The organism is Paenibacillus sp. GM2 (assembly GCF_900069005.2).
Lineage (GTDB): Bacteria > Bacillota > Bacilli > Paenibacillales > Paenibacillaceae > Fontibacillus.
This window is the reverse complement of sequence record NZ_LN831279.1, coordinates 1,896,744-1,920,648: the sequence shown is the minus strand read 5'-3', so window position 1 is coordinate 1,920,648 and position 23,905 is coordinate 1,896,744. Positions and strand designations below refer to the sequence as shown.

The following is a 23,905-nucleotide window of genomic DNA, read 5'->3' as shown; positions in this document are numbered from 1 at the left end:
CAGACAAATGAGGTGTCATGATGAAGATTGGTGTGATTATGGGCGGTGTTTCCTCCGAGCGTGAGGTTTCGCTCCGGACAGGTCAGGAGATGATCCGTCATTTGGACCCTAGCCGTTATGAGGCGGTCCCTATGGTGATTGATCAGCGTGCGGATTTGATTGGGCAGGTACAGCAGGCTGAAATAGATCTCGCGCTGCTGGCTCTGCATGGTCAATATGGCGAGGACGGCACGGTACAAGGAGCGCTGGAAACGCTGGGAATTCCGTATACAGGCAGCGGCATTCTGGCAAGCAGTCTCTGCATGAATAAGCGGCTATCCAAGATGCTGCTTGCGGCAGCGGGCATAAATACGCCGACAGGTCTTTGCTGGCAGGGAATGGAGGACTATAATCCACGGGCGGTAGAACGGTTGGGTTATCCGGTGATTGTGAAGCCAAACACGGGGGGATCAAGCATCGGCATCCAGCTCGTGCATCATGAGACCGAACTGCTGAAGGCTGTTCAGGAGTCCTGCGCTTTGGATCAGACGATCTTGATTGAACCGTATATTCATGGCATGGAGATTACCTGCTCGATTATCGATGGGGAGCTGCTGCCGATAATCGGTATTCGCTCCGCCCATTCGGAGTGGTTCGACTACACGGCAAAATATGAGACTGGCGCTGCTGAGGAGAAGGTGATCGAGCTTCCTCCAGCTACCCATCAGCGTGTGCGCGAGGCGGCGCTTGCCAGCTATCAGCTGCTGCAATGCAAAGTTTATGCCCGGGTCGATATGATCTTGTGTCAGGATATCCCTTATGTACTGGAAGTGAATACTTTGCCGGGAATGACTGCTGGCAGCCTGCTGCCCAAGAGCGCGGCAGCGGCAGGAATGACCTTCACACAGCTGCTGGATCGTATTATTTCCTGCTCGCTTCGGGAGCGGGAAGAGGAATGGGGGAAGCTGCAGCATGTATAACGAGAAGAATGCAGGGCCATTTTTGTCCTCCAGCGTACGGGAGATTCGGCCATCAGGAATCCGCGCTTTCTTTGATCTGAATACGGCGGGTGGAGATACAATCGCTCTTGGAGTGGGGGAACCGGATTTCGTTACACCAGAAAAGGTGCGCGAGGCCTGCATTCAGGCCTTGCGTGAAGGGAAGACCAAATATACCTCCAACGCCGGCTTGATGGAGCTGCGGGAGGAACTCTCCTCTTATTTAGCTAACAGCTTTGCGCTTTCCTATGACCCCTGTGATGAGATCTTCGTGACGGTCGGGAGCAGTGAGGCTGTGGATCTGGCACTGCGGGCCGTGCTTGATCCGGGAGATGAAGTGCTGATTCCGGCGCCAAGCTATGTAGCCTATGAACCCATCACCCATCTGCATGGCGGTAAAGTTGTTGAGGTGATAACGAAGCCAGAGGAGAAGTTCAAGCTGACGGCACAAGCATTGCGGGCGGCGATTACGCCCCATTCTAAAGTTTTGATGCTTAATTATCCGAGTAATCCGACCGGAGCAGTTATGAACAAAGAGGATTGGCAGCCGATTGCGGAACTTGTGATCGAGCATAATCTGGTTGTTATTTCGGATGAAGTGTATGCCGAGCTGACCTATGGGAGGAAGCATGCAAGCCTTGCAGCCTTGCCGGGGATGAAGGAGCGTACGATCGTGATTAGCGGCTTCTCCAAGGCATTCGCGATGACAGGCTGGCGTGTCGGTTATGCTTGCGGCCCGCGTGAGCTGATAGCCGGCATGCTGAAAATCCATCAGTATACCGCCATGTGTGCTCCAACAATAGCACAGATTGCAGCTTTCGAATCATTGCGTTATGGCCTGGCTGCCAAAGATGAGATGATGGCGAGCTACAATGAACGTCGCAAGCTGTTTGTGGCGGGATTAAATGCGATCGGGTTAACCTGTCATGAACCTGAAGGCGCATTTTATGCCTTCCCTTCTATCAGCTCTACAGGAATGTCATCGGAGCAATTTGCTTTACGGCTATTGAAGGAAGCGAAGGTTGCGGTAGTGCCAGGTCATGTATTCGGATCGGGAGGAGAGGGCTTTATCCGCTGCTCCTATGCTACCTCGCTCGCTGAGTTAGAACAAGCGTTGGAGAGGCTGGGACGCTTCGTACAGGTTTTGCAGCCGGTTTGAGGCAATGAAATAAAACAGATCACTGGATGGGGAAGCTGCACCATTAAGTGATCTGTTTTTTGTTTGGAGATTGCTTGTGAGCCAGGCGGCTGGCGGAGTGTAGGGTATCTTGAGTCAATGATATATTTGATATTACTTCCTTCTTTCATATGATAAAGTGATCATGTTTTTGACTGAGCATTGGTTCAAGAGGTGACGGATAATGAAGAAACATACTGTGATATTATTTCTGGTGCTGGCGAATATTTTCTGGGCCGGGAATTATATATTTGGCAAATATGTAGTTGCGGAGCTGACCCCCTTGCAAATGACTTTTTCAAGATGGTCGATCGCGGTGATTTTACTCTTTCCGATTGCTCAGTGGATTGAGCAGCCAAATTGGAGGGATGTCTGGTCCCGTTGGAAAATACTCCTCGTCATGTCGCTTACCGGCATTATTGCTTACAACTATTTGCTGTATGAAGCGCTTCGCTATACTTCGTCGCTCAACGCCTCGCTTGTTAATGCTGTAAATCCGGTATTGATCGCTTTATTCTCGGCGCTTATTTTGAAAGAGAAGATCCCTTTTAAGAATAAACTGGGTCTGCTCGTGTCTTTGTGTGGTGTACTGCTTGTTCTGACCAAAGGACAAGTGCTGCAAATATTTAGACTTGAATATAATACTGGGGATTTGCTTATGATTCTGGCGATCCTGGTCTGGACCTTTTATTCGATTCTTGGCAAGAAAATCCTATCCATTCCTCCGATATCGGCTACCGCCGTGTCGGTATTGATTGCGCTTATTATCCTGCTCCCTTTTGTGCTGTATACCGGTCTGCAGATTCCTCATAGTTCCCAGGCATTGGTTGGCATTATCTATATGGGGTTGTTTCCTTCTGTTGGCGCCTTTGTCTTCTGGAATATTGGAATACGCCAGATGGGACCGGGGCGAGCCGGGATTTTTATGTATTTGATAACGGTATTCACGGCAATCATCGGCCTGATTTTGGGTCAACCGATTACATTTATTCAGATTTCCGGGGGGCTGCTGGTGTTTATCGGCTTGTATCTATCCAGCAGCAAATCGCGAACGCTCAAATAACACCTTGCTATCATAAGGAAGATTTTTCTTGTCCATTTTTATTTGAAATCTTGGTATGGTAGAGAATAGCAAATGGATAAGAGGTGATGAATTCTTATGATAAAGAAACGCTGTTTGTTCTGCGATGAGATTGTACCGACTAAACCGGAAGGCGATTATGATCAATATTTAGGCTGTTCCTGTTCACCGGACGGGTCCTATAGCTTGCATAGAGACAGCTACGAATCGATTAATTCGTTGCCACACCCCAAGAAGCGCAGCATGCTTCATATCATATCGGCCTATCTCCGCGAGCAAACGGATCGCGATGAAGCAGTCGTATTATCGGCCAATGATCTGGAGACGATTGTGAATACGCCGACGATTCCTGTGACAATAGAAGACAAAGGGATCCGCCTTCTGCAATATTTATATAGGCATTCGGATCGTGCAGGGGAATCCGTGGTCATTCATCCGCTCTCCAGCAATTATAATCTGACCTATTCCCCTAATCTGCAAGAGCTCGTATATATTATTGATAAATTAAGGAACGAGCAGCTTATCATTAGAGAAGGAACGAGCTTTCAACTTACGGAGCAAGGCTGGCGCGAAGCGGCGGCAAGTGCCGGGGGCAAGAAGCTGAAGCCATGCACGATCCTTATCGCGAATGATGGGGATTTGAGCCAGGAATGGCAGGGAAGAATATTACCGATTGTCGAGCAATATGGTTATCTGCCGCGATTGCTTACACATGCAACGGCAACAACGCCTCATGGCGAAAAGTACTCCCTGGAGCTTATAGCGGACAGTAAATTGATTATCGCGGATGCAACGGGACAATCCCCTGAAGTATATTTTGCAGCGGGGTACGCCCTTGGGCTGAGCATCCCGGTAATTTGGAGTATGAACAGTCGCGATGCGGATACCCTCAACGTAAAAATACAAGAGATCCGTCCAATGATCTGGAACTCCGCGGAAGAGCTGATATCCATCCTCCAGCAGAGATTAAATAGTTAGTCATACAGGCAGCTGTCGTCTGAATGATATCCCCCAGGAATGGCAACCTAAGGTAGTGGTATACATCTCATTTTCCAGAGGAGGATATGTGCTATGGCTCACCAGAAAAGAAGGAAAGAAGCTGCCTGGAAGTCTCGAAAGCAAGAACAGCACCCTCATGGCAAGATCAAGTCGTTAAAGGAATTGTCCAGCGAATAGGAGAGTATACTTCATGCCTGACAAAGACTGTCGGAAATTTCTCCGGCGGTCTTTTTATGCAATAATGTTTCTACAAGAGTTTAAAGGGAGTGATACATATGGCGCGTGTGTTATTTATTAATGCTGGGTCAGAGGGACATATTAACCCCACGATCGGAGTAGTGCAGGAGCTAATATCACGCGGCGAAGAGGTCGTGTACTTCTGTATCGAGGCTTTTCGGGAACGGATGGAGAAGACGGGGGCGACAGTGCGAACCTTTGACGATCAGAGGTTTATTAAGGCTTTTATCTCCGGCGGCAGAAATTATTTGCTCGAAAGGATCAACGGGCTTTTGCTTACGGCCGATATTGTTATCCCGAGCGTCCTTGAACAAATTAAGGGAGAGCACTTTGATTATATCATTCATGATTCCATGTTCGGCTGTGGACGGCTCCTCGCGCAAATTCTTAAGCTGCCGGCTATTAGCTCGTGCACTACTTTTGCCGAGACCGAAGCCTCCGTCAATCAGACGCTGCAATCGTTTATGACCGAAGCTCCCGCAGAGATTGCCGGACCGATCAAAGATAAATTTTATAGCCTGGCGAAGATGGTGAAGGATCAATATGGAGTAGAGAGTCCTTCGCCTTACGAAGTATATTGTAATCCCGCTCCACTCACGCTTGTATATACAACGAGAGAGTTCCAGCCTGAGGCGGGAGCATTTGATTCATCCTATAAATTTGTTGGACCCTCCATCTCTGCACGGTTCAATCCAGACAGCTTTGACTATACAGAGCTTAAGCAGAATGGCTCCATTTACATCTCCTTGGGAACTGTCTTTAATCAAGCCGTGGAGTTCTATCAGCTCTGTTTCGCGGCCTTCAAGGATACGCAGCATAAGATCATTTTGTCTGTAGGGGATCGAGTTCAGGTCTCTGATCTGGGAAATATCCCCGAGAATCTTATCGTGAAAAATTATGTTCCACAAACGGATGTACTTCAAAATGTGAAATTGTTCATTACCCATGGCGGGATGAATAGTGCCCATGAGGGCCTCTATTATGGCGTTCCGCTTATCGTTCTCCCCCTTAGTGCGGATCAGCCCTTGATTGCCGAGCAAGTCGCCCATATTGGAGCGGGCATCACCTTGCAAATGCCATCCTTGACAGCAGACCAACTCCGCGAAGCGGCAGATCATGTGCTGAACGAAACCTCTTTCCGGATAGCCGCTGCAAAAATGCAGGATTCTCTGCGATCTTCCGGTGGGTATCGTCAGGCGGTGGATGAGATTTTCAATCATATAAGGTAAATGCTGAGAACACCTGTCTTCCCAACTCGTTGGGGAGATTTTTTTTGCAGCCCTTAAGTAAAATCCCCTGTCAGTTTCATAGGCCTATTCCTGGTTCGATCGGTATGGGAATAAAGTCTAATATTTATTTTTTTATCCATTTTTGAGTGTAAATGATCGGTTTGTAAGGTATGATTATCCACAATAGAAATTAGGAATTCCAAATGCTACGGAACATGGAGGAAACGACATTATACTAGTCTGCTCGGATAAGATTTTTCTCTACTGCATAAGGTGACATGAATATAGAGGTTCTGAATCAGAACAAGAACAGTCATTAACGGATTTCATAGGAGGTGTCCCATGAATATGATCTGGTCCATCCGAACCGGAGTCCGGGATTTTCTGGAAAATATCATTTGCATTTGCCGCTCATGGATCGAGAGGTTTCCGTTCATTAGAACGGTGTACACGATAATTTCCTGGATATCGCTAATCGCCTTTGTGTTAAGCTTGTTCTTCTTTAAAGAATCACGCACGATGCTGGTGCAATATTTATGGTCATTCTATGTGCTCTTGCAATTTTGGCTTCTGTGCCGGAGCAAGACGCTGCCCTGGAAACAAATCATCCCGTTTGTGCTGGCCGGCGTTTTTCTGGTCGTGCCTTTTACAACGCTAACGGTTAATACCTTCCACCTGATCTTCAACGGAAGAACTTCCGACACTTGGTCTGTAGCCGTCGTAACGCCCATCTTCGAAGAGCTGTGGAAGCTGCTTCCTTTGGCCGCCTTCCTGTTGTTCTCGCGCCGGGCTTCAGCCTTGAGCTTCAGCGATTACACGCTGATGGGTGCCGCGACGGGCGTAGGCTTCCAACTGATCGAGGAGCTAACCCGGAGGTGGCTGAATCCTGGCACATTCGGCTACGGCTATACCTTGCTGGGCGGCAAGACGATTCACTGGGATTTGTTCTCGCTGTTTCCCGGTCGTTTCGAGGAAAGTATATTTCCAACGGTGATGACCGTGGGTCATCCTGTACATACCGCTATGATCGCATTGGCGTGTGGCATCGCTTACAGGCTGCGATCAAGGCTGACGAAATGGATTTTTTTGTTCCCGGCCATCATTCTGCTATGGTCCATCCTCGATCACGCGGCGTATAACGGTCAGTATGAATTGCCCGGATGGGTGCTCAAGCTTCATGACTGGACCGGCAGCGGATATAAGACTCAGCCTGTATTCCTGCTGATGCTGATTGTTTCGCTAGTTGCCGATTACTGGACGTTGAACCAAATACGAAAACGGCTGCCTTTATTGCCGAATGAACGGTTCCTTAATCCGTTTACCGAGCTGTGGAATATGAGTCGCTCTTTTTTGGTTGAGCGTGGGAAATTCATGTATTGGCTGGGCTTTTATCGTGAGCGCAGAGAGCTTGGATTCGTTATGCTCTATGGAAACAACGAAGCGGCCAGCAGACGGGAGCCTATAGATGCCAGGGTCAAAGCGCTTTACCGGGTCCTGACCGGACTTGCGCTGATTCTGCTCGGGGTTGGTTGGTTTGCCGGCATCGGGGCCTATGCCGGAGGAGGGGAAGCGTCCTGCTTCGCCTGTATGTTTGATTCGCTGCAGAACTGGTGGGATCGCCTCGACGGGTACCAACAGGGGGCCATTCTGCTCGGCGCTCTTGCTTTATCGCTGCTGTTCGTCGGATTTTGGCCCGCGTTTGGTATTGTTATGACAGGTTGGGGCATCGCCGGGAGCGGTCATGAGATTGCCGGCTATATCCGTCATCCGAAGAGGCTGCTCACTCCCGAAAATGCGCTATCCGTCGCGATAGGGATTGTATTAAGCCGGATTCCGTTCGGCAGAGCGCTGAAGTGGGCGGGACGGAAAGCGCGCCATTATGGGCGCAAGCTTCTGGATAAGTTGGGTTCCCGGAAGCCAGGGGTCAGTGCTCCTGAGCCCAAGCCCCCAAGGCTGTCAAAAGCCGAATTGGACCACATCAGAGAGACTGCTCCGGATTATTATCAAGACCTGATGGACAAATACGGAGATCAAGGGCATTATTTTCATAGAACCGTTGATGATTACGAGAATTTAGCTAAAGATCCCGCCAAAAATTTTAAAATAAACGGGAAGTCAAAAATCGAAAGACAGGCCGGACTGGAGCTGGAGGCCCGAGGAGATTTGCCGGGTCCTATTCGCAGGGATCCCAATCCGGCCGGGGCAGAGTTTATTGATGGAAATGGCGTCAAATGGGATGTGAAAGGATGGCACTCTAAGTACGCTCCCAAGGGATACTCGCTGGATAAGGCGATCTCTGACATTGAAAAATCGCTATCCACGGGCGAAAATGTAATTATCGATACAACGAAAATGTACCCGGAGCATATCGAAGAGGTACGTGTTCAACTTCATCGATTAGGTTTAAGTGATAAAGTGCTATGGTGGCCATAACGGAAAAAGTCCCGGAAGGAGGGTTAGCATGGATATGAACAACCTTTTTTTGAAACATAACGAATGGGCAATCTCAGATGGTAAAAATGGTGAAAAATTAGAAATTGAACATGCCGAAATGAGCGGAATTGAGATGAGGGGATTAAATCTAAGCTGTTCGTTAATTGTGGAATCCAATTTGAACCGGGCCATATTAACAAATAACGACATGAGCGATGGCTATTTTTTGAGTACCTCCTTCGATGGCGCGGATCTATCGGATAGCTTAATCAGCAAAGCCGTATTTGATTTTGCCTCCTTGAAAGAAGCCGTTTTGAAAAATAGCATCGCGATCAAGGCGTCCTTTGAAGAGGCGGATCTTAGCTCAGCTGATTTGTTTGCGGCCGATTTGCGCCGGGCCTCATTTCGAAAGGCTAACTTAAGTCACGCTAATTTTGCTGCTGCTGATTTATCGGGTGCTATTCTTGATGGAGCGCTGCTCTGCGGAACTGACTTCAAAGCGGCAAGAGGGCTTGATGAGGTATCCGCCAATTATGTTATCATCGGGACAGCAGCGGAGCCCGTGAGGCTGGAGGGGGAAGCGGTACACCAGTGGCTCTTGGAACAGGGAAGAGGGTAAAATCAATGGCATTCCGACAACAAAAGTCCGTATAGGAGCTGGTTAGGCTTATGCGGACTTCTTGGCATGTTCTTTTTGCCGGCACGGACCTCCTCAATTTTCATTTCTGCGCGTGTCCTAAGCTAACCTTTTCGTTTTTATACTAGTTGCAATGATGATCTGTTTGTCTGCTTCTGAAGAGGTGTAAGCAATCTAAAAAAATAATTGAAAAATTTTCTGATGCCATGTCGATTCTCTCTATCGTCGTTCGTTGTCTATATAACAGCGAGTTCAGCGAGGCGCGGATGAAGAACATCCGAATGCGCGCGACGCTTGGAAAACAACCTTATGACAAGGAAGGACGGAGAATCAGGTTATGGGAAAAATCATAATGCAGCAATTCGTATCATTGGATGGCGTTATGCAGGCGCCAGGCGATCCGAATGAATACGAATATGGCGGCTGGCAGATGCCGTATGTAGGCGAGGAGCACCTGGAACGGATTGTTGAACAGGCCCATGCGGTGGAAGCGCTTTTGCTCGGCCGCAAAACATACGAGGGTTTCGCGGCCTCCTGGCCATTGGCGACTGGTATGCGAGGGCTGGCTGAGCGGATGAACCAAATGGCGAAGTTCGTTATGTCGAGAAGCTTAAGCCAGGCGGAGTGGAATACTTCAATCCTTCTTGGTGAAGCGGCTGAAGAAGCCGTCAAGCTCAAGCAGCAATTAAGCGGAGATTTGCTCGTCGTTGGCAGCGGTGATCTTGCTCAGACGCTGATGAAGCATCAGCTCATTGATGAATATCGACTCTGGGTTCACCCGGTGATCTTAGGCGACGGGCAACGATTGTTCAGAGAAGGAAATGAGAGAGCGTCAATGCGTCTCATCGAGGTTAAGACATTGAAATCAGGGGTTGTGATTTCTACCTACGAGCCGGAGAAATAGAGATTAGAGATAGATATGAAAAGGAGAATGTACGATGTATTCAGTAATTTCAAAAGATGGCACATCCATTGCTTATGATCGTGTTGGTCAAGGACCGTCGCTAATATTTGTAGGGGGAGCATTTAGCTACCGTAAATTTCCCGGACAGGTGCAAATGGCCAATCTGTTATCAGCCAATTTTACCGTTTTCAATTACGATCGCCGCGGGCGCGGCGACAGCGGAGATGCATCAACCTATTCGATTGAGCGTGAGATTGAAGATCTGCAGGCGATGATTGACGAAGCGGGGGGCTCCGCTTATGTGTGGGGCTTATCATCCGGAGCCATTTTAGCTCTGCAGGCTGCGGCGAGAGGGGCGAATATTCAGAAGCTAATCCTTCATGAACCTCCCTTTGTCGTTGATAATGCCGGACATAAGCCGCCGCAAGACTTTGCCAGACAAGTATCCGCCCTGATGTCTGCGAATCGGCGAGGCGAGACGGTCAAATATTTTATGACCCGGGGAATGGGGGCGCCTTCATGGGTTGTTAGCATGATGCGGGTCATGCCCGGCGTATGGTCTAATCTGACATCGCTTGCTCACACTCTGCCTTACGATGCGGCCCTGCTCGATGGATATATGGATGGCAAGGCTCTTCCTGCAAAATTGTGGGATGCCGTTAAGATGCCAACGCTGGTCATGGAAGGTACCGAGAGCCCGGTGGCACTGCGGCATGCGGCCCAAGCATTAGCGGATGTACTCCCGAATGCAAGATTGCTGAGCAAAAAAGGCCTCGGTCACACGAAAAAGCTCAATACCAAGCAGGTTTCATCCGAGCTCGAAGCATTCTTTAGCACTAAATCGTAATCACACCCTGCTCATGATTTCAGGTTTGGCCGAGGCGCGCTTGTATATTGGCGCATGACCATGAGCTGTACTCAATTCGCTGCTTGCTTGCGGCTGAGTCTCAGCTTTCACTGCAAAATTGCCTGTGGAAGCTCTTCAACTGTAAGTGAATCCATCTAACTAAGGAGAGATCGACTTATGAGATTTATGTTGATTGTAAAAGCAACAACCGATTCGGAGGCCGGGGTTATGCCCAGTCAAGAGCTTATTGATGCGATGCAGAAATATAACGAAGAATTGGTGAAGGCCGGTGTGCTGCTGGCCGCCGACGGACTAATGCCTAGCTCAAGCGCAATCCGGATTGCTTACCCGGAGCCGGGGGGCAAACCGAAATTGGTGGACGGTCCGTTTACGGAGTCCAAGGAGCTCATCGCCGGATATACGCTGATCGAGGTTAAATCGAGGGAAGAAGCGGTCGAATGGGCGCTGCGCATGCCGGATCCACATGGGTTGGGACAAGGGGAGATTGAGCTTAGGCAGGTGTTCGAAGTCGAGGAATTGATGGACAATCCCGATACACTGGCCAAAGAAGCCGCGCTTCGCAGGCAGGTTGAGGAGCAGAAGAACGCGTGAGCTCAGTCCAGACACATCGAACCATTGATGCGATATGGCGGATGGAATCGGCGAAGCTTATTGCAGGGCTGACACGAATGGTGAGGGATGTGGCCCTCGCGGAAGATCTGGCCCAGGACGCGCTGCTTATTGCCCTTGAACGCTGGCCGGAGACCGGCATTCCGGACAATCCGGGCGGATGGCTGATGACAACCGCGAAGCGTCGCGCCATTGATTTTATGCGCCGGAGCAAGCTGCGCGATCAGAAATACGGTGAGATTGGCCGCACAGCTCCTTTATATACAGAAGATGAGGTGGATCAAGCTTTGGATGGCGAGATCAGTGATGATCTCCTTCGTCTGATCTTTATGACATGCCATCCGGTACTCTCCCAGGATGCCCGGGTAGCGCTGACGCTTCGTCTGTTATGCGGTCTGACCACCGATGAAATTGCCCGCTCTTTCCTGGTAGCAGAGTCTACGGTTGCTCAGCGGATAGTTCGGGCGAAGAGAACGCTTAGCGCCGAGAAGGTCCCTTTTGAAGTGCCTGAAGGGGAGGAACTGGATCAGCGTATGGCCGCGGTACTTGAAGTTATTTATTTAATGTTCAATGAGGGGTATTCCGCGACTTCCGGGGAGCATTGGATTCGGCCTTTGCTATGTCAGGAAGCGCTCAGGCTGGGAAGGATACTGGCTGAGATTGCGCCATATGAACCGGAAGTTCACGGACTGGTAGCGTTGATGGAGATTCAAGCTTCGCGTCTAAAGACCAGGATTAATGCGAAGGGAGAACCGATCCTGCTTATGGATCAAAATCGCGCAAAGTGGGATCAACTGCTAATTCGCCGCGGCATAACGGCGTTAGAGCGTAGCCGTAGGCTAGGAAGGCCGCTCGGCCCTTACGCTTTGCAAGCAGCCATATCTGCTTGCCATGCCGCGGCGCGTTCCCCAGCTGAGACGGATTGGATCCGTATCGCGGCGCTTTACGAAGCGCTTGCCCGGTTAACGCCCTCGCCGATCGTCGAATTGAACCGGGCGGTCGCGATATCGATGGCCTTTGGTCCCGCCTTCGGACTGCAGCTCGTTGACGAGCTGAACAAGGAGCCTGCCTTAAAAGGGTACCACTTGCTCCCCAGCGTTCGTGCCGATTTGCTGGCAAAGCTGGGAAGGTATGATGAAGCACGGTCAGAATTCGGACGCGCGGCATCGATGACGCGGAATGCCCGTGAGCGCGAGCTGCTGCTTCAACGGGCAGCTGATTGTGAATCGGGGACATATCAATAATCTATAGATCATGATGATCATGAGGTCGAAGGGAGAACCCCCCATATGCGATTTATGCTTATAGTAAAAGCAAATGGATTCTCGGAGACGGGGATTCATTACAGTCAGGAGTTTGTCGATGCCATGAAGGCATATAAGCGATCTTTGGTTGAAGCCGGGGCGCTTCTGACTGCCGAAGAGCTTACCCCCAGTTCCAGAGGCATCAGGATATGTTATCCGCCGGAGGGAGGGCAGCCAAAGATCCAAGCGGGCCCTTTTCCAGTAGATCAAGAACTTGTGGCCGAATTCGTAGTGATCGATGTTCAAACAGAAGAAGAGGCCCTGGAATGGGCAATTCGCATGCCGATTCCAACGGGCCTGGGGAGTACAATCGAGCTAAGAAGCCTCCATGAGAACGCAGATTCTCTATCAGAGCCCGGCATACATGCCTTGGAGGCTGACTTGCAGGGTTATCTGCAGATGTTAAGAAAATTATAGCCGCATTAGATGACCAGGCTTAACAATAGGATAACGCCTAAGCCAGCTACGGATATAATCGTCTCAAGCAGGGTCCAGGTGGCAAAGGTCTCCTTCATGCTTAAGCCAAAGTATTCCTTGAACATCCAGAAGCCGGCATCATTTACGTGCGAGGCAATAACACTGCCGGCCCCGGTTGCAAGCACGACTAGAGCCAGGTTCACGTCGGTTTGTCCTAACATGGGGAGGACCAGACCGGTAGTCGTTAAAGCGGCGACCGTAGCAGAGCCCAAGGAAATACGCAAGATGGCAGCGATGATCCAGGCCAGCAGGATTGGCGACAATGAGGTTCCCTGGAATAACTCTGCTACGTAGTCGCCAACGCCTCCATCAATTAATACTTGCTTGAAGACTCCGCCTCCACCGATGATCAAGAGCATCATCCCGATATTGGAGATTGCGGTGGAGCAAGATTCCATGACCTGCTTGATTGGAATCTTTCTTGCCAATCCCATCGTATAGATCGCAACTAATAAGGATATCAGCATGGATACATCCGCGTTCCCGATAAATCCGATGCCTTTGACAAGAGCATTTTCCTGAAACCCTATCGTTTTTTGCAGCAGAGTAATAAATGTACCGATAGACATAAGAATAACGGGCAGCAAAGCGGTAAAAACACTAATTCCAAACCCGGGTGTGTCTTCGAGTTTAAATACTTTCTGTTCGCCCAGGGAGCGTATATCCCCTGTTTTTGTAAATGCTTCGGGCACCAACCGTTTAGCCAGCTTCGTAAATAAGGGGCCAGCAATGATCACCGTTGGAACAGCTACGATTAATCCGTATAGCAATACATGGCCAAGGTTCGCTCCGAGTTCACCCGCAATTGCAGTTGGTCCTGGATGCGGCGGCAGAAATCCGTGCGTCACAGACAGCGCTGCGCCCATCGGAATGCCAAGATAGAGAATAGAAACTTTCAATTCTCTGGATATGGCAAAGATAATCGGAATTAATAATACCAGACCTACTTCAAAAAATAGGGCAATACCAATAATGAATGAGGCTGTTACAACGGCCCATTGGATGTTCTTCTCACCGAATTTGTTCACCAGGGTCATAGCGATCCGCTGAGCGCCGCCGGAATCGGAGAGCAGCTTGCCCAACATGGCGCCAAGACCAAAGATAAGCGCTAAGTGGCCTAAGGTTCCGCCTAATCCAGACTCAATGGTCGTTACTATGTTATCCAGCGGAATGCCAAGTGCTAATGAAACCCCGAAAGATACAATAATCAGCGATACGAAGGTGTTTAATTTTAGGAACATAATTAGTATCAGTAATGCGACTATCCCAATGGCTACAATAATTAATGGCATCGTAAAATCCCCTTGCTGCTTTAGATTAGTTTAGATGAGTTGTCCTGGATCAGACTTCTCTAATAATCGGTTATGCGTGTATATTCATCTGTTAATACTCTGGACAGGTTGATGCCTATATATTTTTTGACTTTGGTTGCGATTTCGGGCCGATCATGAACGATCCAGGTTATTTTGCTTAATGGGGACATGGGGTGGATCGGGGTGCCTGTACGTCTATAAACTTCATGGCCGTTCAGTTCCTCTTTAATCTTCCGAGCCCATGCTTCACTGCGATTATCCGCCCAGGTGGTACAGGGGGTAACCTATATTTTCGGTTTGAACGACTTCGCCTTGAACGGTGAACAAGACCGATTTGGTGCTTGTGGTGCCAATATCTATACCTAACATGTAGCTGCTCATGATGTTGTTTTACTCCTTTAGTTAACCATTTGCGCCTCTACCAATCAGATAAGGTTTTCCATTACAGATTTTAAATTATCCCGAATCATATTTTCATAGGCAGCACCATTAGATTTCACAGATAGAGAATGGAGTACCTGACGGAAAATGAAAATCGGCAGTTCTTTTTTCACAAAATGGCACCGCTTTCTTTACTGCGGGAACTCATGCATATTTAAAGTTTGCAGGCTAGGAACAGATGGGCAGAAGCATTTGCAAGCTCCTTTCAGGATAAATAAATACGGATAAATCGGTCAAGGCTTCACCAATCTCTTCGTTATAAGTATACTTGTATACAAGTATTATACTCTGGATAGTTCATTATGCAAGCGTTTTATTATTGAAATCATAGAAAAATGATTTGCTCTGAAATTGAATCTAAACCTTCAAGCATACTTGAAGGTTTAGATTGGGATGCGGAGAGGGTGGGGGATATATTGTTAGCTTAAAGGTTGTGGGGTGAGCTTATAAGCTCATCTTTACAGCAATAAATAGTAGGTCAATTTATGAAACTTGTCTTATCCAAGTTAAGCACACAATCAGAATCAATGGCTCCACATAAAATAGCATCATCTTCATATTTGGAGGTGATTATATTGACTCTGTTTGAGATTCGTCGTTTTGCTAGACGGCATTTTGGCCGGCGTGTAATCGTAGTGCTCAGGTCAGGCAGGCGCATAGAAGGCGTTATTGTCTTTGCAGGGCTTTTCTCTCTTATTCTTCGTGTTAGAATTAGAGGCGTGTTTGTAAGACGGAGAATTTTTTATAGAGATATTGCTAGAATAATACTAGTGTAGAGACTCATTAAAGCATCCCCACCGATCAGGGTGGGGATGCTTTTGTCTTTACGAACGAAGCGTCAGGGAAGTCTCGGCGACCTCGACCCCATTTACGAGAAGCACAAGATTGTGAGGACCCGGATAATGGCGTCGTGTGGTCAAATTAGCCCAGCTATGGCTTCTTGTCCCGGTGAGATGTACACCGCCGGATAGGGTCTTATCGGAGAGCAGAAATAATTTGCGCGACGGTTTCCCGTTTGCCTTAATGAAGTAAATCCCGTATTCGATCCGAATATGCAGGGATTCGCCTTCACGGACATCAAGGCTATATTGTATTTCGCTGCTATCGCCAATCCTAAGAGACAACGGCTGTACAGAGATTGAAGCTGACGTGGCAAGCGGAGCTTCCTCTGTAGTGCTTGCATAGCCAAATAACTTCATGGCTTCAGGATTCGCTCCGCGAACCAGGGTGCGGCAGCCATGCCGTATGATCCAATCTGTATCAGGGTGCGAGCCGATCCAGCGGCGTCCGGTCTCAAGCACCAGGGAGGGGTTGTCCTTGGAGATGTCGTTGAGGTTATTAGCCACGCTCTTGCGTACATATAGGGAAGGGTCCGCCTTAAGCAGCTCAAGGATGGACAATACCGGAGCGGGGTCCTTCTTAAATATCGGAAGGGCTTGTCCCCAGGGAAGACGCGGACGGCAGCCTTCGCTGGCAAGCCGTCTTACATGCTCATTGGCGTGCTCAGCCCATGAAGACATCCGGCGCATAACCCGTTCAGGGTCAGCCAGGATAAAGGTTCGAACGGCAAATTCGGCGGACGATTTTTGCGTAAAGTTCTCTAATGCGTTCATTGAGAGCTCCCAGTGCTGTTCCTCCCGACCATATACTTCTACAAAGTCCGGAAAGAAAAGATAGGGAAAACCAATGCAGCTGTCTGCAATGGCATGCAAAATCTCCAGCGTGGCGGCATAATCATGGGGCAGATACAGCCCTAGCTTCTCGGAAATCCGCCGTGTCCGGGCTTTAAGCGGAAGCGTATCCCATATATCATCCATCACCGCTGTTACAAACGCCATAGCATCAAAAACGCTATAAGCGGATTGCACCTTTTTACTAAAATCCAATAAAAACTTTTCATTATAGATATCTTTTAATAATTCCGCCAATGTATATCCTCCTTCAACGTAAGCATAGATCGATTTATGTCTTTGTAACTATATCCGAATTTTATCAGATCTAACCTGACAGCAGTATGGCATGTTATGCGCGAGAGCTTCGCACAGCAATTTTCCAATTAAACATGGAAAGCAACGTTATCGCACCTAGTTAACGGTCAATCATTGTCCGATAGATCAGCTCGAAAATATGGGCATATCAAGATTGTTGCCCACGCAAAAGGGCATCTACAGGCCGGAAATCGACCTTTAAGATGCCCCTTTTATAATATGCTGCGAGCCGCCTTGTGAAAAGGGCCGGCAGGGTGGTTTACTTTGAGCTTACACCAGCTCCAATACGACCATCTGATGATTCTCTAAGTAAGGAACCGTATACTTGATTTCGCCATACTCGCCGGTCTTATAGGGAAGTTCCTCCATAGAGGGGGCCAGATAGACCCGCTTCATTGCAGCGGAAGCGGGCAGACGCAAACTGACGGCAACCTTCTGCAGCGGCACGATGTCCTCGATGACTTCAACACGCCCCTTCAGCACAGGGGCGGCATACAATAAGTGATGGATATAGCGGTTTTCCTCCGCTTGATATTGCAGTGTCGCGATACCCCGGGCTGGCAAATCGCAGCGCAGGGACGGCTGCGGCAGCAGCCGGGAAAGAGCGTGCAATACTGTCTCCTTCAGGACGAGGTGGCCGTTGTCGGCATAGTCGCCGAATACATTCCAGGCGATATAGATGCCGCTTTGGCTTTCAATCATACCGGGCCCGTTATCCTCCCCGGCGCTTGGGGTATGCAAATGCGAGCTGAAGGTAAAGACGTCGCGGTTGAAATACGGATTCTCCCGTCGGCCAAGCGAACGGCCTCCGTTAAGCTCCACCAGTTGTCCTTCACTGTACATCACATAAGAAGCAGGCAGAAGGGGGCCCGGGGAGAACTGCGGATGAAAATAGGATGGCTGGTACGGGTTAGCACCTTTCCAGTTCAATCCCAGTTCAAGCATAAAGGTATCGCCGGCCGCATTTAGGCCGGAACGCCCTGTAGCCAGAACTTTTCCGCCGTTCGCTGTAAATTGGTTGATGAGATCCCTTAATTCCGGCCATACCGGCACCTCATCGGGGAGGACCAACACTTTGTAACGGCTGAAATCCGCATCGACATCCACGATGTCGTACAAATAATGACCTTCGGTCAGAATTCGCACTGCGCCTGCATCAGCCAGGTTGGCTTGCTGGTCCTGCTGCAGGGTGTCCGGGCAGGCTTCCCGAGCCGCTTCCAGTGACAAGACGGCGATGTCTGCCACGGATGAAGTGTTACGACACCACGGCTCTTTTGCTTCTACTTCAGCATAGGCGGCGCCGATCAGGGCATAGGTTGCTTCATCCATCTGTCCCGAAGGATGAAGCTGGTCGCCGATCGAGCATTTGGCGCCATGAGCGAGGCTAAGCGCCGTCTCGAAGCGAAGCGCGTTCGGATGCTTGTACCCGCCGAATTCGCCCCAGGAGGTGTGGAACTTGCCCGTCATGCCCAGATAGTCCATGCCCAGCGACTGGACGTAACGCGCCGAAAGCGGAAAGTGATCATAACCCCAGCCCCCGGTTGGCAGCGATTCAAGCTCCAGATGGCTGTTAACACGAGCAAGATCACGGCGGCCCCGCAGTTGATGACTGCTGTTATGAAAGACCGGAAGGCCGGGCTTGACAGCATCGATAGTTTCCCGCACTCGCCGGGTATAGTTCAGGTAAGTTCGTTCGCCCAAGGCGGCTACGGCTGCTTCGTCGCGCGGATCCTGTCCGGCCTCCCGAAGCGCGGCCACGCAATACTGGCATCGGCATTCGCGAATCCCGACGATGTCGAGGAAGATGCCGTCCGCATCATAGTTGGACACGATCTCATGGATTTGAGCCAGCAGGAGGTCCAGATAAGGGGTATTAAAGCAAAATTCGTGGTAGCCTGGCGTCATAAAATCTCTCACCCAGCGTGTTCGATCCTCTGCATCACGGATTAGCCATTCGGGATGGCGTCTGGCCAGCTTTTCGTCGAGGCCTGCGGAGAGATAGACGGGGGTTTTAACGCCGATTTCATGAGCGGAGTCAATCATTTCGCCGAGCAGGTCGAATGAGAGATGCGGATGCATCGTATTAGCTTCACTGGGATGGTAAGCCCAGCCGTGATGGCATTTCGAAAAGACAGTAATCGAATCAACATGACCAATACGCAGCATATTCTGGAACTGTGATCTGGAAAACTGGCTTCCGATGCCCGGGATGGCCTCAGAAGTATGAAAGTCGAGATGAACTTGGCGAAAACGCATGTGTGAACAGCCCCTTTAGCGGTAGATTAGAACGATTTCTTGTGTTCAATGTACCTCTTTTACCGGGGCGCAACCAGTGATAATATAAACTTTGAATAGCACAAAACGGACTTGTAGATTGGAGAGAATCAACGTGTATTGTCTGGAATTTGCCATTCCGCCACTGCCGCAATTTTTAATGGCAGGACATGCCGTATGGAAGCCGGGAGATCAGCATTTCGCCCGTATCTTTGGCGTATACGACCTGCTTCTGGTAACGCGGGGAACGCTCTATATGACGGAAGAAGAGACGGAATATGAAATTGGCGCAGGAAAGATGCTTGTGCTGGAAGCGGGGCTGCCGCATTTCGGGCATCGCTCCTGCTCGGAGGATACGGAGATTTATTGGGTGCATTTCGTCCATGGACATCCGGCGGCACATATCCGACAGGAGGATATTCCTTGGTCGACCCTGCTGTCCAAAGGCACGAACGAGGATGTCGAGCCATCCTCGCAGCAGCGGGTGTACTTGCCGAAATTCGCTGCCGTCGATGTACAAAGCATAGAGCCGCTGCTGCGCGAGTTGGACGATATCCACAATGGGTTAAATGTAGAAACTGCACTTCGGCTCCATCTCTTGCTGGCCGAGCTGTTCGCGGCATTGCAGGCAGAGTGTGTGCGGACGTTCGAACCGGAGCCATCCTTGCGGCTGGCCAGGGCTGCCGTAGCGTATTTGAACGAACATTGGAGGCAGCCGTTCCAGCTTGCAGAATTGGAAGCAAGCTTGCATTTCCAGGCCAATTACATCACGAGATGCATGAAGAGACATATCGGCAAAACCCCGCTGCAGTATGTACTGCACCTGCGCCTGGAGGAGGCCAAAAAACTGTTGGGAGGAACGGTGCTTGGCATTTCCGAGATCGCGGAAAAGGTAGGAATCCGCGATCCCAACTATATGGTACGACTGTTTACAGCCAAGCTGGGCATGACACCTGGGGCTTATCGGCTGATGCTTCGTCAGCAGAGGAAGGGAGAGGAAGCTTCCGGGGAGCAGGAACAACTTGACGGATGATACGGAGCATATCATCGCATTTTACATGATTGGCGTGTCCACTTAAAAGAAAAATCTAAACATGCAAAAAATCAATACCATTATTCCCAAGGCAATAAGTAAACTGACTAAGTCCCATAATACTTCCTTTAGGCTGCCGACTCCCATTTTTTGCTTCTCTTCATGCCGCTGCTTGTGTACATGGGGATCGTATTGTCCAGGCGGGTTGCGAAAATCATTCATAAGGTTCTTCTCCTTTCTGCTTCATATTGCCGGATATCCGTTTGGAACTAGGAAGTAGATCACAAGGGAGGAAATCGAGGATTCAAGCGGCGACACCCGTTCTAATGATTATGCCCTGATTATAGACTTCTTTCCATCTCATCTCTATAATAGGAGAAACATAAATGAAATCGCTTACAAGGGAGATGCTATGAAAATTCGTTCCGGCAATTATTACACCCGTCTCTTAATGTATAGTCTGCTGATTGGCTCTATTCCAGTGATTATAGTTGGAATTATATCATATTACAAAGCTTCCTCAATCGTTCAGGACAAGGTGAACCAGAGCAGCATGGCGGCGCTTCAGCAGACTCAACTTCGCGTGGAGCAAACTCTCAAGACGATCGATCATTCGGTTACGCAGTATATTAGCTCGCCTCTTGTGGTAAATGCCATGTCGCTCCCATATTCAGCAGAGCATTATCAGGTTTATAGTGAAATGTACCAGAACATGGTGCGCAGCCAAACCTTCGAGCTAACCATAAACAATATGACGGTGCTCAATTTGAGGGGGCAATGGGGCGTCGACAACAACAATATTTTTACATTCGACGATGTGTCGAATCTGGATGATCTTCTAGGGTACGAGAAGCTGCCTTCATTTTCCGTTTGGGTAACGGACAAGAACGAGAGTTCGCCAAGCATTAGCCTTGTGAAAAAAATCCCGCTGAATTCGCTGAAAGCCGATGGCTTGGCTATCGTGACCATCGCTGAATCGCAGTTGGCCAACCTTCTGACAGCCGACAATCAGCTTGGCAGCATTATGGTTATGGATCAAGCTTACCAGCTATTGTCCCGGAGTGATCAGAAGCTACAGCAATCCGGCTTGGAGCAGCTCGTGGCCAAGATGCAAAGGCAAAGTGAAACAGAAGGGCAATTTAACGTTGAGCTGGATGGAGACAACACCAGCGTGATCATTCGCAAGTCAAGTTATAATGGCTGGACTTATGTCTCCGCTATTTCCATTAAGGATATTACCCGAGATTCCCGCTCTATAGGCTGGGTTACTCTGTTTGTATGCCTGCTCATGGTTCTGATCACCGGCGGTCTGGCATGGCTTGGTTCCCGGAAGTTCTATCGGCCGATTGGGAAGCTGGTCGCAACGATAGCCAACAGGTTTGGGGATCCGCCAGATGAAGCCCGCACCGATGAGTTTGCGATGATTGGCTATCGTCTGCAATCCATGCTGCAGACGGAATCCCGCCTCTTGGCACAGCTGACAGGGCAAGTGCGGGAGCTGAAGCAGTTTTTCGTTATGAAGCTAATCCGCGGCGAACAGAAAGAATCTCAGCTATCAGCCAGACTGAAAGAATATGGCTACCCCATCGATTGGAGCTGGCATGCCGCACTTGCCATTCAGATCGATGCGCTGGAGAAGTCCCAATACAGCGAAAACGACCGTGATCTGCTGCTCTTCGCCATCGCCAATATCGTCGGCGAGCTGATCCCTCCCGAGGAAAGGCTGGATCCTGTGCTGCTGGAGCAATCCCAAATTACCGTGATCGGAGGTACCGGATCGACAGATGTGGAGTACAAGAGCCGGTTATTTACCGTAGCGGAGCTGATTCAGACAACCGTGCTGCAATACTTGAAGCTGCATATTAGCATCGGCATCAGCCGCCCCCAAAAACGGTTCGCCGAAATTTCTGAGTCTGCCGAGCAAGCACTGGAGGCGCTTCGCTATAAGATTCGGTTTGGCACAGAATCGGTGCTGTTTATCGATGACGTCCAGCCTAACGACCTGGTGTCCAGTGTGTTCCCGCACCGTGCAGCAAAAGAGCTCTACGACGCCGTTAAGCTCGCGGAGCGAACAAGAGCCGAAGAGCTGCTGGAACACTGCATTAGCTTGATCTTCGCAGAGCAAGCCGACTGGCGCCAATACCGGATGGCATTGGTCAGGCTGTACACGATGCTGACGGAGCTGGGACAATCCGAGACAGCAGCAGCGGATACGAAGCAGGATTCCGCCGCAGAGTTTCCGCCCGAACAGGAAAAGCAGCTTTTTGACAGATTGCTTGATCTAAAATCCCGGGAGGAAATCCGCCTTTGGTTTAACGATACCGTTATCGCTCCGATCATATGCAGATTGGAGCAGCAGAGCAAGTCTCATGCCAAGAAATTATCGGACCAGCTCACGAATATGATCCATCAGAACTTCGATACTGAGCTTACGCTTGAAGCTTGCGCCAAGCAATTGAATTATCATCCCAACCATTTAGGCCCGCTGTTCAGCCGGGAAAAAGGGATCAGCTTCAGCGAGTACCTGCAGAACTATCGCTTGCACATGGCGAAGCAATGGCTGATCGAAACGGATATGAAGATCGGGGATATTGCGGATCGGCTAACCTATACCAATCCTCAGAACTTTATTCGCTTCTTTCGCAAGATGGAGAATATGACGCCCGGACAATACCGGAAATTGCATGGCAATTCGAAAATATGAACGCTCCAGTCGAAGACTCCCGCGATAGGCTGCCAGCCCGTCGTCGGGTTTTTTTTATTGTGAGGTTACGAAGGGGGGCAAAGGAGAGGCAAAAGAGGGGCGGCGGAGGCATTCCCATGATTATTCCATACGTGATTCTGATTATATTCCACACAGCGGCAAACATCTTTCCTGATGATTATCCCTTGATTATAGACGCCGGCTTGCCGGGGCGCTTATCTTGAGGGTACCGCACAAATAACACGAAGGTGGAGTCGAAGATGAATCAAAGCAAAGCAAATCTTGCGATTGAAATATCTGCCCCGATCAGAAAACGAACCTACTTCTGGGGACAGATACGGAGAAACAAATGGCTATACGGGATGCTGGCTCCCGGGGTGCTTTATTTTCTATTATTCAAATACCTCCCGATGTGGGGACTTCTGTTAGCTTTTAAGGATTACCAGCCTTTCTTGGGCTTTTTCGGCAGTAACTGGGTGGGCATGAAGCACTTCGAGCGGCTGTTCCATGACCCCGCGTTCTGGATGCTTTTACGGAATACCCTGGTGTTGGCCGGATACAATATTTTATTTTTCTTTCCGGCACCGATTCTGCTCTCTCTTATGATTAATGAAGTGCGCCGGGACAAATTAAAACGGGCTATACAGACCGTGATCTACATCCCGCATTTTGTCTCATGGGTCGTGGTCGTCGGCATCGCTTATACCTTCTTTACCATTGACGGCGGATTAGTGAATGAAGCCATCATGGCGATGGGAGGGGAGAAGATCAATTTCCTCGCCAGTGCGGGCTGGTTCAGGCCGATGATTACCTTGGAAGTTATTTGGAAGGAGACGGGCTGGGGAACGATTATATTCCTCGCTGCGCTGGCAGGGGTCGATCCTCAGCTATATGAAGCGGCAAAGATGGACGGTGCAGGCCGGCTGCGACAACTGTGGAATGTGACGCTGCCAGCTATACGCTCCACGATTGTCATTCTTTTCATCCTTCGGCTGGGCAGCTTCCTGGATACGGGCTTCGAGCAGATCTTCCTGATGCTGAATCCGATTAACCGCGAGGTGGGAGAAGTATTTGATACTTATGTATATACGGCGGGGATTACGCAAGGGCAGTTCAGCTTCAGCACCGCTGTGGGGCTTTTCAAATCGCTGGTTGGATTTGTGTTAGTCATCAGTTCCAACTGGTTGGCCAAAAGATTCGGCGAGGAAGGGGTGTATTAA

20 protein-coding genes and 1 pseudogene are annotated in these 23,905 nt (G+C 49.6%); 16 read left to right on the top strand and 5 right to left on the bottom strand.

All coding sequences use genetic code 11. The features are described 5' to 3' along the window. Positions 1–20 precede the first annotated feature (20 nt). The 13 genes from BN1360_RS18410 to BN1360_RS18355 all read left to right on the top strand — a co-directional run bounded on the left by BN1360_RS18410 (position 21) and on the right by BN1360_RS18355 (position 12,872). Entirely contained in the window at positions 21–959 is a 939-nt protein-coding gene (locus BN1360_RS18410) for a D-alanine--D-alanine ligase (protein WP_068781299.1), read from the top strand. After that, positions 952–2,136, top strand: a complete 1,185-nt coding sequence (locus tag BN1360_RS18405; protein ID WP_068781298.1) for an aminotransferase class I/II-fold pyridoxal phosphate-dependent enzyme — start codon at positions 952–954, stop codon at positions 2,134–2,136. Before BN1360_RS18410 ends, BN1360_RS18405 begins: the two co-directional genes overlap by 8 nt. Before the next feature lie 202 nt (positions 2,137–2,338). Further along, entirely contained in the window at positions 2,339–3,217 is an 879-nt protein-coding gene (locus tag BN1360_RS18400) for a DMT family transporter (protein WP_068781297.1), read from the top strand. 96 nt (positions 3,218–3,313) lie between these two features. Then, positions 3,314–4,213, top strand: a complete 900-nt coding sequence (locus BN1360_RS18395; RefSeq protein ID WP_068781296.1) for a hypothetical protein — start codon at positions 3,314–3,316, stop codon at positions 4,211–4,213. Positions 4,214–4,306: 93 nt separating this feature from the next. Further along, the gene (locus tag BN1360_RS26020; RefSeq protein ID WP_015735743.1) at positions 4,307–4,411 is read left to right on the top strand and encodes a DUF6254 family protein; all 105 of its coding nucleotides are present in this window, start codon (positions 4,307–4,309) and stop codon (positions 4,409–4,411) included. Positions 4,412–4,509: 98 nt separating this feature from the next. Next, a complete protein-coding gene (locus BN1360_RS18390; RefSeq protein ID WP_068781295.1) occupies positions 4,510–5,700 on the top strand; it encodes a macrolide family glycosyltransferase in 1,191 nt (396 codons plus the stop codon). Positions 5,701–6,042: 342 nt separating this feature from the next. Further along, a complete protein-coding gene (locus tag BN1360_RS18385) occupies positions 6,043–8,133 on the top strand; it encodes a PrsW family glutamic-type intramembrane protease (RefSeq protein WP_082790116.1) in 2,091 nt (696 codons plus the stop codon). Positions 8,134–8,167: 34 nt separating this feature from the next. Next, a complete protein-coding gene (locus tag BN1360_RS18380; RefSeq protein WP_069188382.1) occupies positions 8,168–8,752 on the top strand; it encodes a pentapeptide repeat-containing protein in 585 nt (194 codons plus the stop codon). Positions 8,753–9,107: 355 nt separating this feature from the next. Continuing rightward, complete coding sequence (locus BN1360_RS18375) at positions 9,108–9,674, top strand: dihydrofolate reductase family protein (protein ID WP_068781293.1); 567 nt, start codon at positions 9,108–9,110, stop codon at positions 9,672–9,674. Positions 9,675–9,708: 34 nt separating this feature from the next. After that, entirely contained in the window at positions 9,709–10,521 is an 813-nt protein-coding gene (locus tag BN1360_RS18370; RefSeq protein ID WP_068781292.1) for an alpha/beta fold hydrolase, read from the top strand. Between the two features lie 177 nt (positions 10,522–10,698). Continuing rightward, positions 10,699–11,133, top strand: coding sequence for a YciI family protein (locus tag BN1360_RS18365; protein ID WP_068781291.1), 435 nt, complete (start codon positions 10,699–10,701; stop codon positions 11,131–11,133). Then, a complete protein-coding gene (locus BN1360_RS18360; RefSeq protein ID WP_179014836.1) occupies positions 11,130–12,395 on the top strand; it encodes an RNA polymerase sigma factor in 1,266 nt (421 codons plus the stop codon). The genes BN1360_RS18365 and BN1360_RS18360 overlap by 4 nt, the downstream gene beginning before the upstream one ends. A 45-nt stretch (positions 12,396–12,440) precedes the next feature. Further along, a complete protein-coding gene (locus tag BN1360_RS18355; RefSeq protein WP_068781290.1) occupies positions 12,441–12,872 on the top strand; it encodes a YciI family protein in 432 nt (143 codons plus the stop codon). A 5-nt stretch (positions 12,873–12,877) separates the two neighbouring features. Here the strand turns inward: BN1360_RS18355 and BN1360_RS18350 are convergent, their stop codons facing one another. The 4 genes and pseudogenes from BN1360_RS18350 to BN1360_RS18335 form a co-directional block, all read right to left on the bottom strand. Beyond that, positions 12,878–14,224: a GntP family permease gene (locus tag BN1360_RS18350; RefSeq protein ID WP_068781289.1), complete on the bottom strand. Its 1,347-nt coding sequence runs from the start codon at positions 14,222–14,224 to the stop codon at positions 12,878–12,880. Positions 14,225–14,334: 110 nt separating this feature from the next. Continuing rightward, positions 14,335–14,626: pseudogene (locus BN1360_RS18345) on the bottom strand (FGGY family carbohydrate kinase); the annotation flags it as partial. Positions 14,627–15,510: 884 nt separating this feature from the next. Continuing rightward, complete coding sequence (locus BN1360_RS18340) at positions 15,511–16,614, bottom strand: DNA alkylation repair protein (RefSeq protein ID WP_068781288.1); 1,104 nt, start codon at positions 16,612–16,614, stop codon at positions 15,511–15,513. 330 nt (positions 16,615–16,944) lie between these two features. Beyond that, complete coding sequence (locus BN1360_RS18335; protein ID WP_068781287.1) at positions 16,945–18,930, bottom strand: alpha-amylase family protein; 1,986 nt, start codon at positions 18,928–18,930, stop codon at positions 16,945–16,947. A 133-nt stretch (positions 18,931–19,063) separates the two neighbouring features. Between BN1360_RS18335 and BN1360_RS18330 the strand changes: the two genes are divergently transcribed. Continuing rightward, positions 19,064–19,981 (top strand): AraC family transcriptional regulator, encoded by a 918-nt coding sequence (locus BN1360_RS18330; RefSeq protein WP_068781286.1) that lies wholly within the window; start codon positions 19,064–19,066, stop codon positions 19,979–19,981. Positions 19,982–20,023: 42 nt separating this feature from the next. On the opposite strand, the gene BN1360_RS18325 is transcribed toward BN1360_RS18330, so the two are convergent. Next, positions 20,024–20,203, bottom strand: a complete 180-nt coding sequence (locus tag BN1360_RS18325) for a hypothetical protein (protein WP_068781285.1) — start codon at positions 20,201–20,203, stop codon at positions 20,024–20,026. Positions 20,204–20,393: 190 nt separating this feature from the next. On the opposite strand from BN1360_RS18325, the gene BN1360_RS18320 reads away from it, so the two are divergent. Beyond that, entirely contained in the window at positions 20,394–22,685 is a 2,292-nt protein-coding gene (locus BN1360_RS18320) for a helix-turn-helix domain-containing protein (RefSeq protein WP_068781284.1), read from the top strand. A 260-nt stretch (positions 22,686–22,945) separates the two neighbouring features. Further along, positions 22,946–23,905, top strand: a complete 960-nt coding sequence (locus BN1360_RS18315; protein ID WP_068781283.1) for an ABC transporter permease — start codon at positions 22,946–22,948, stop codon at positions 23,903–23,905.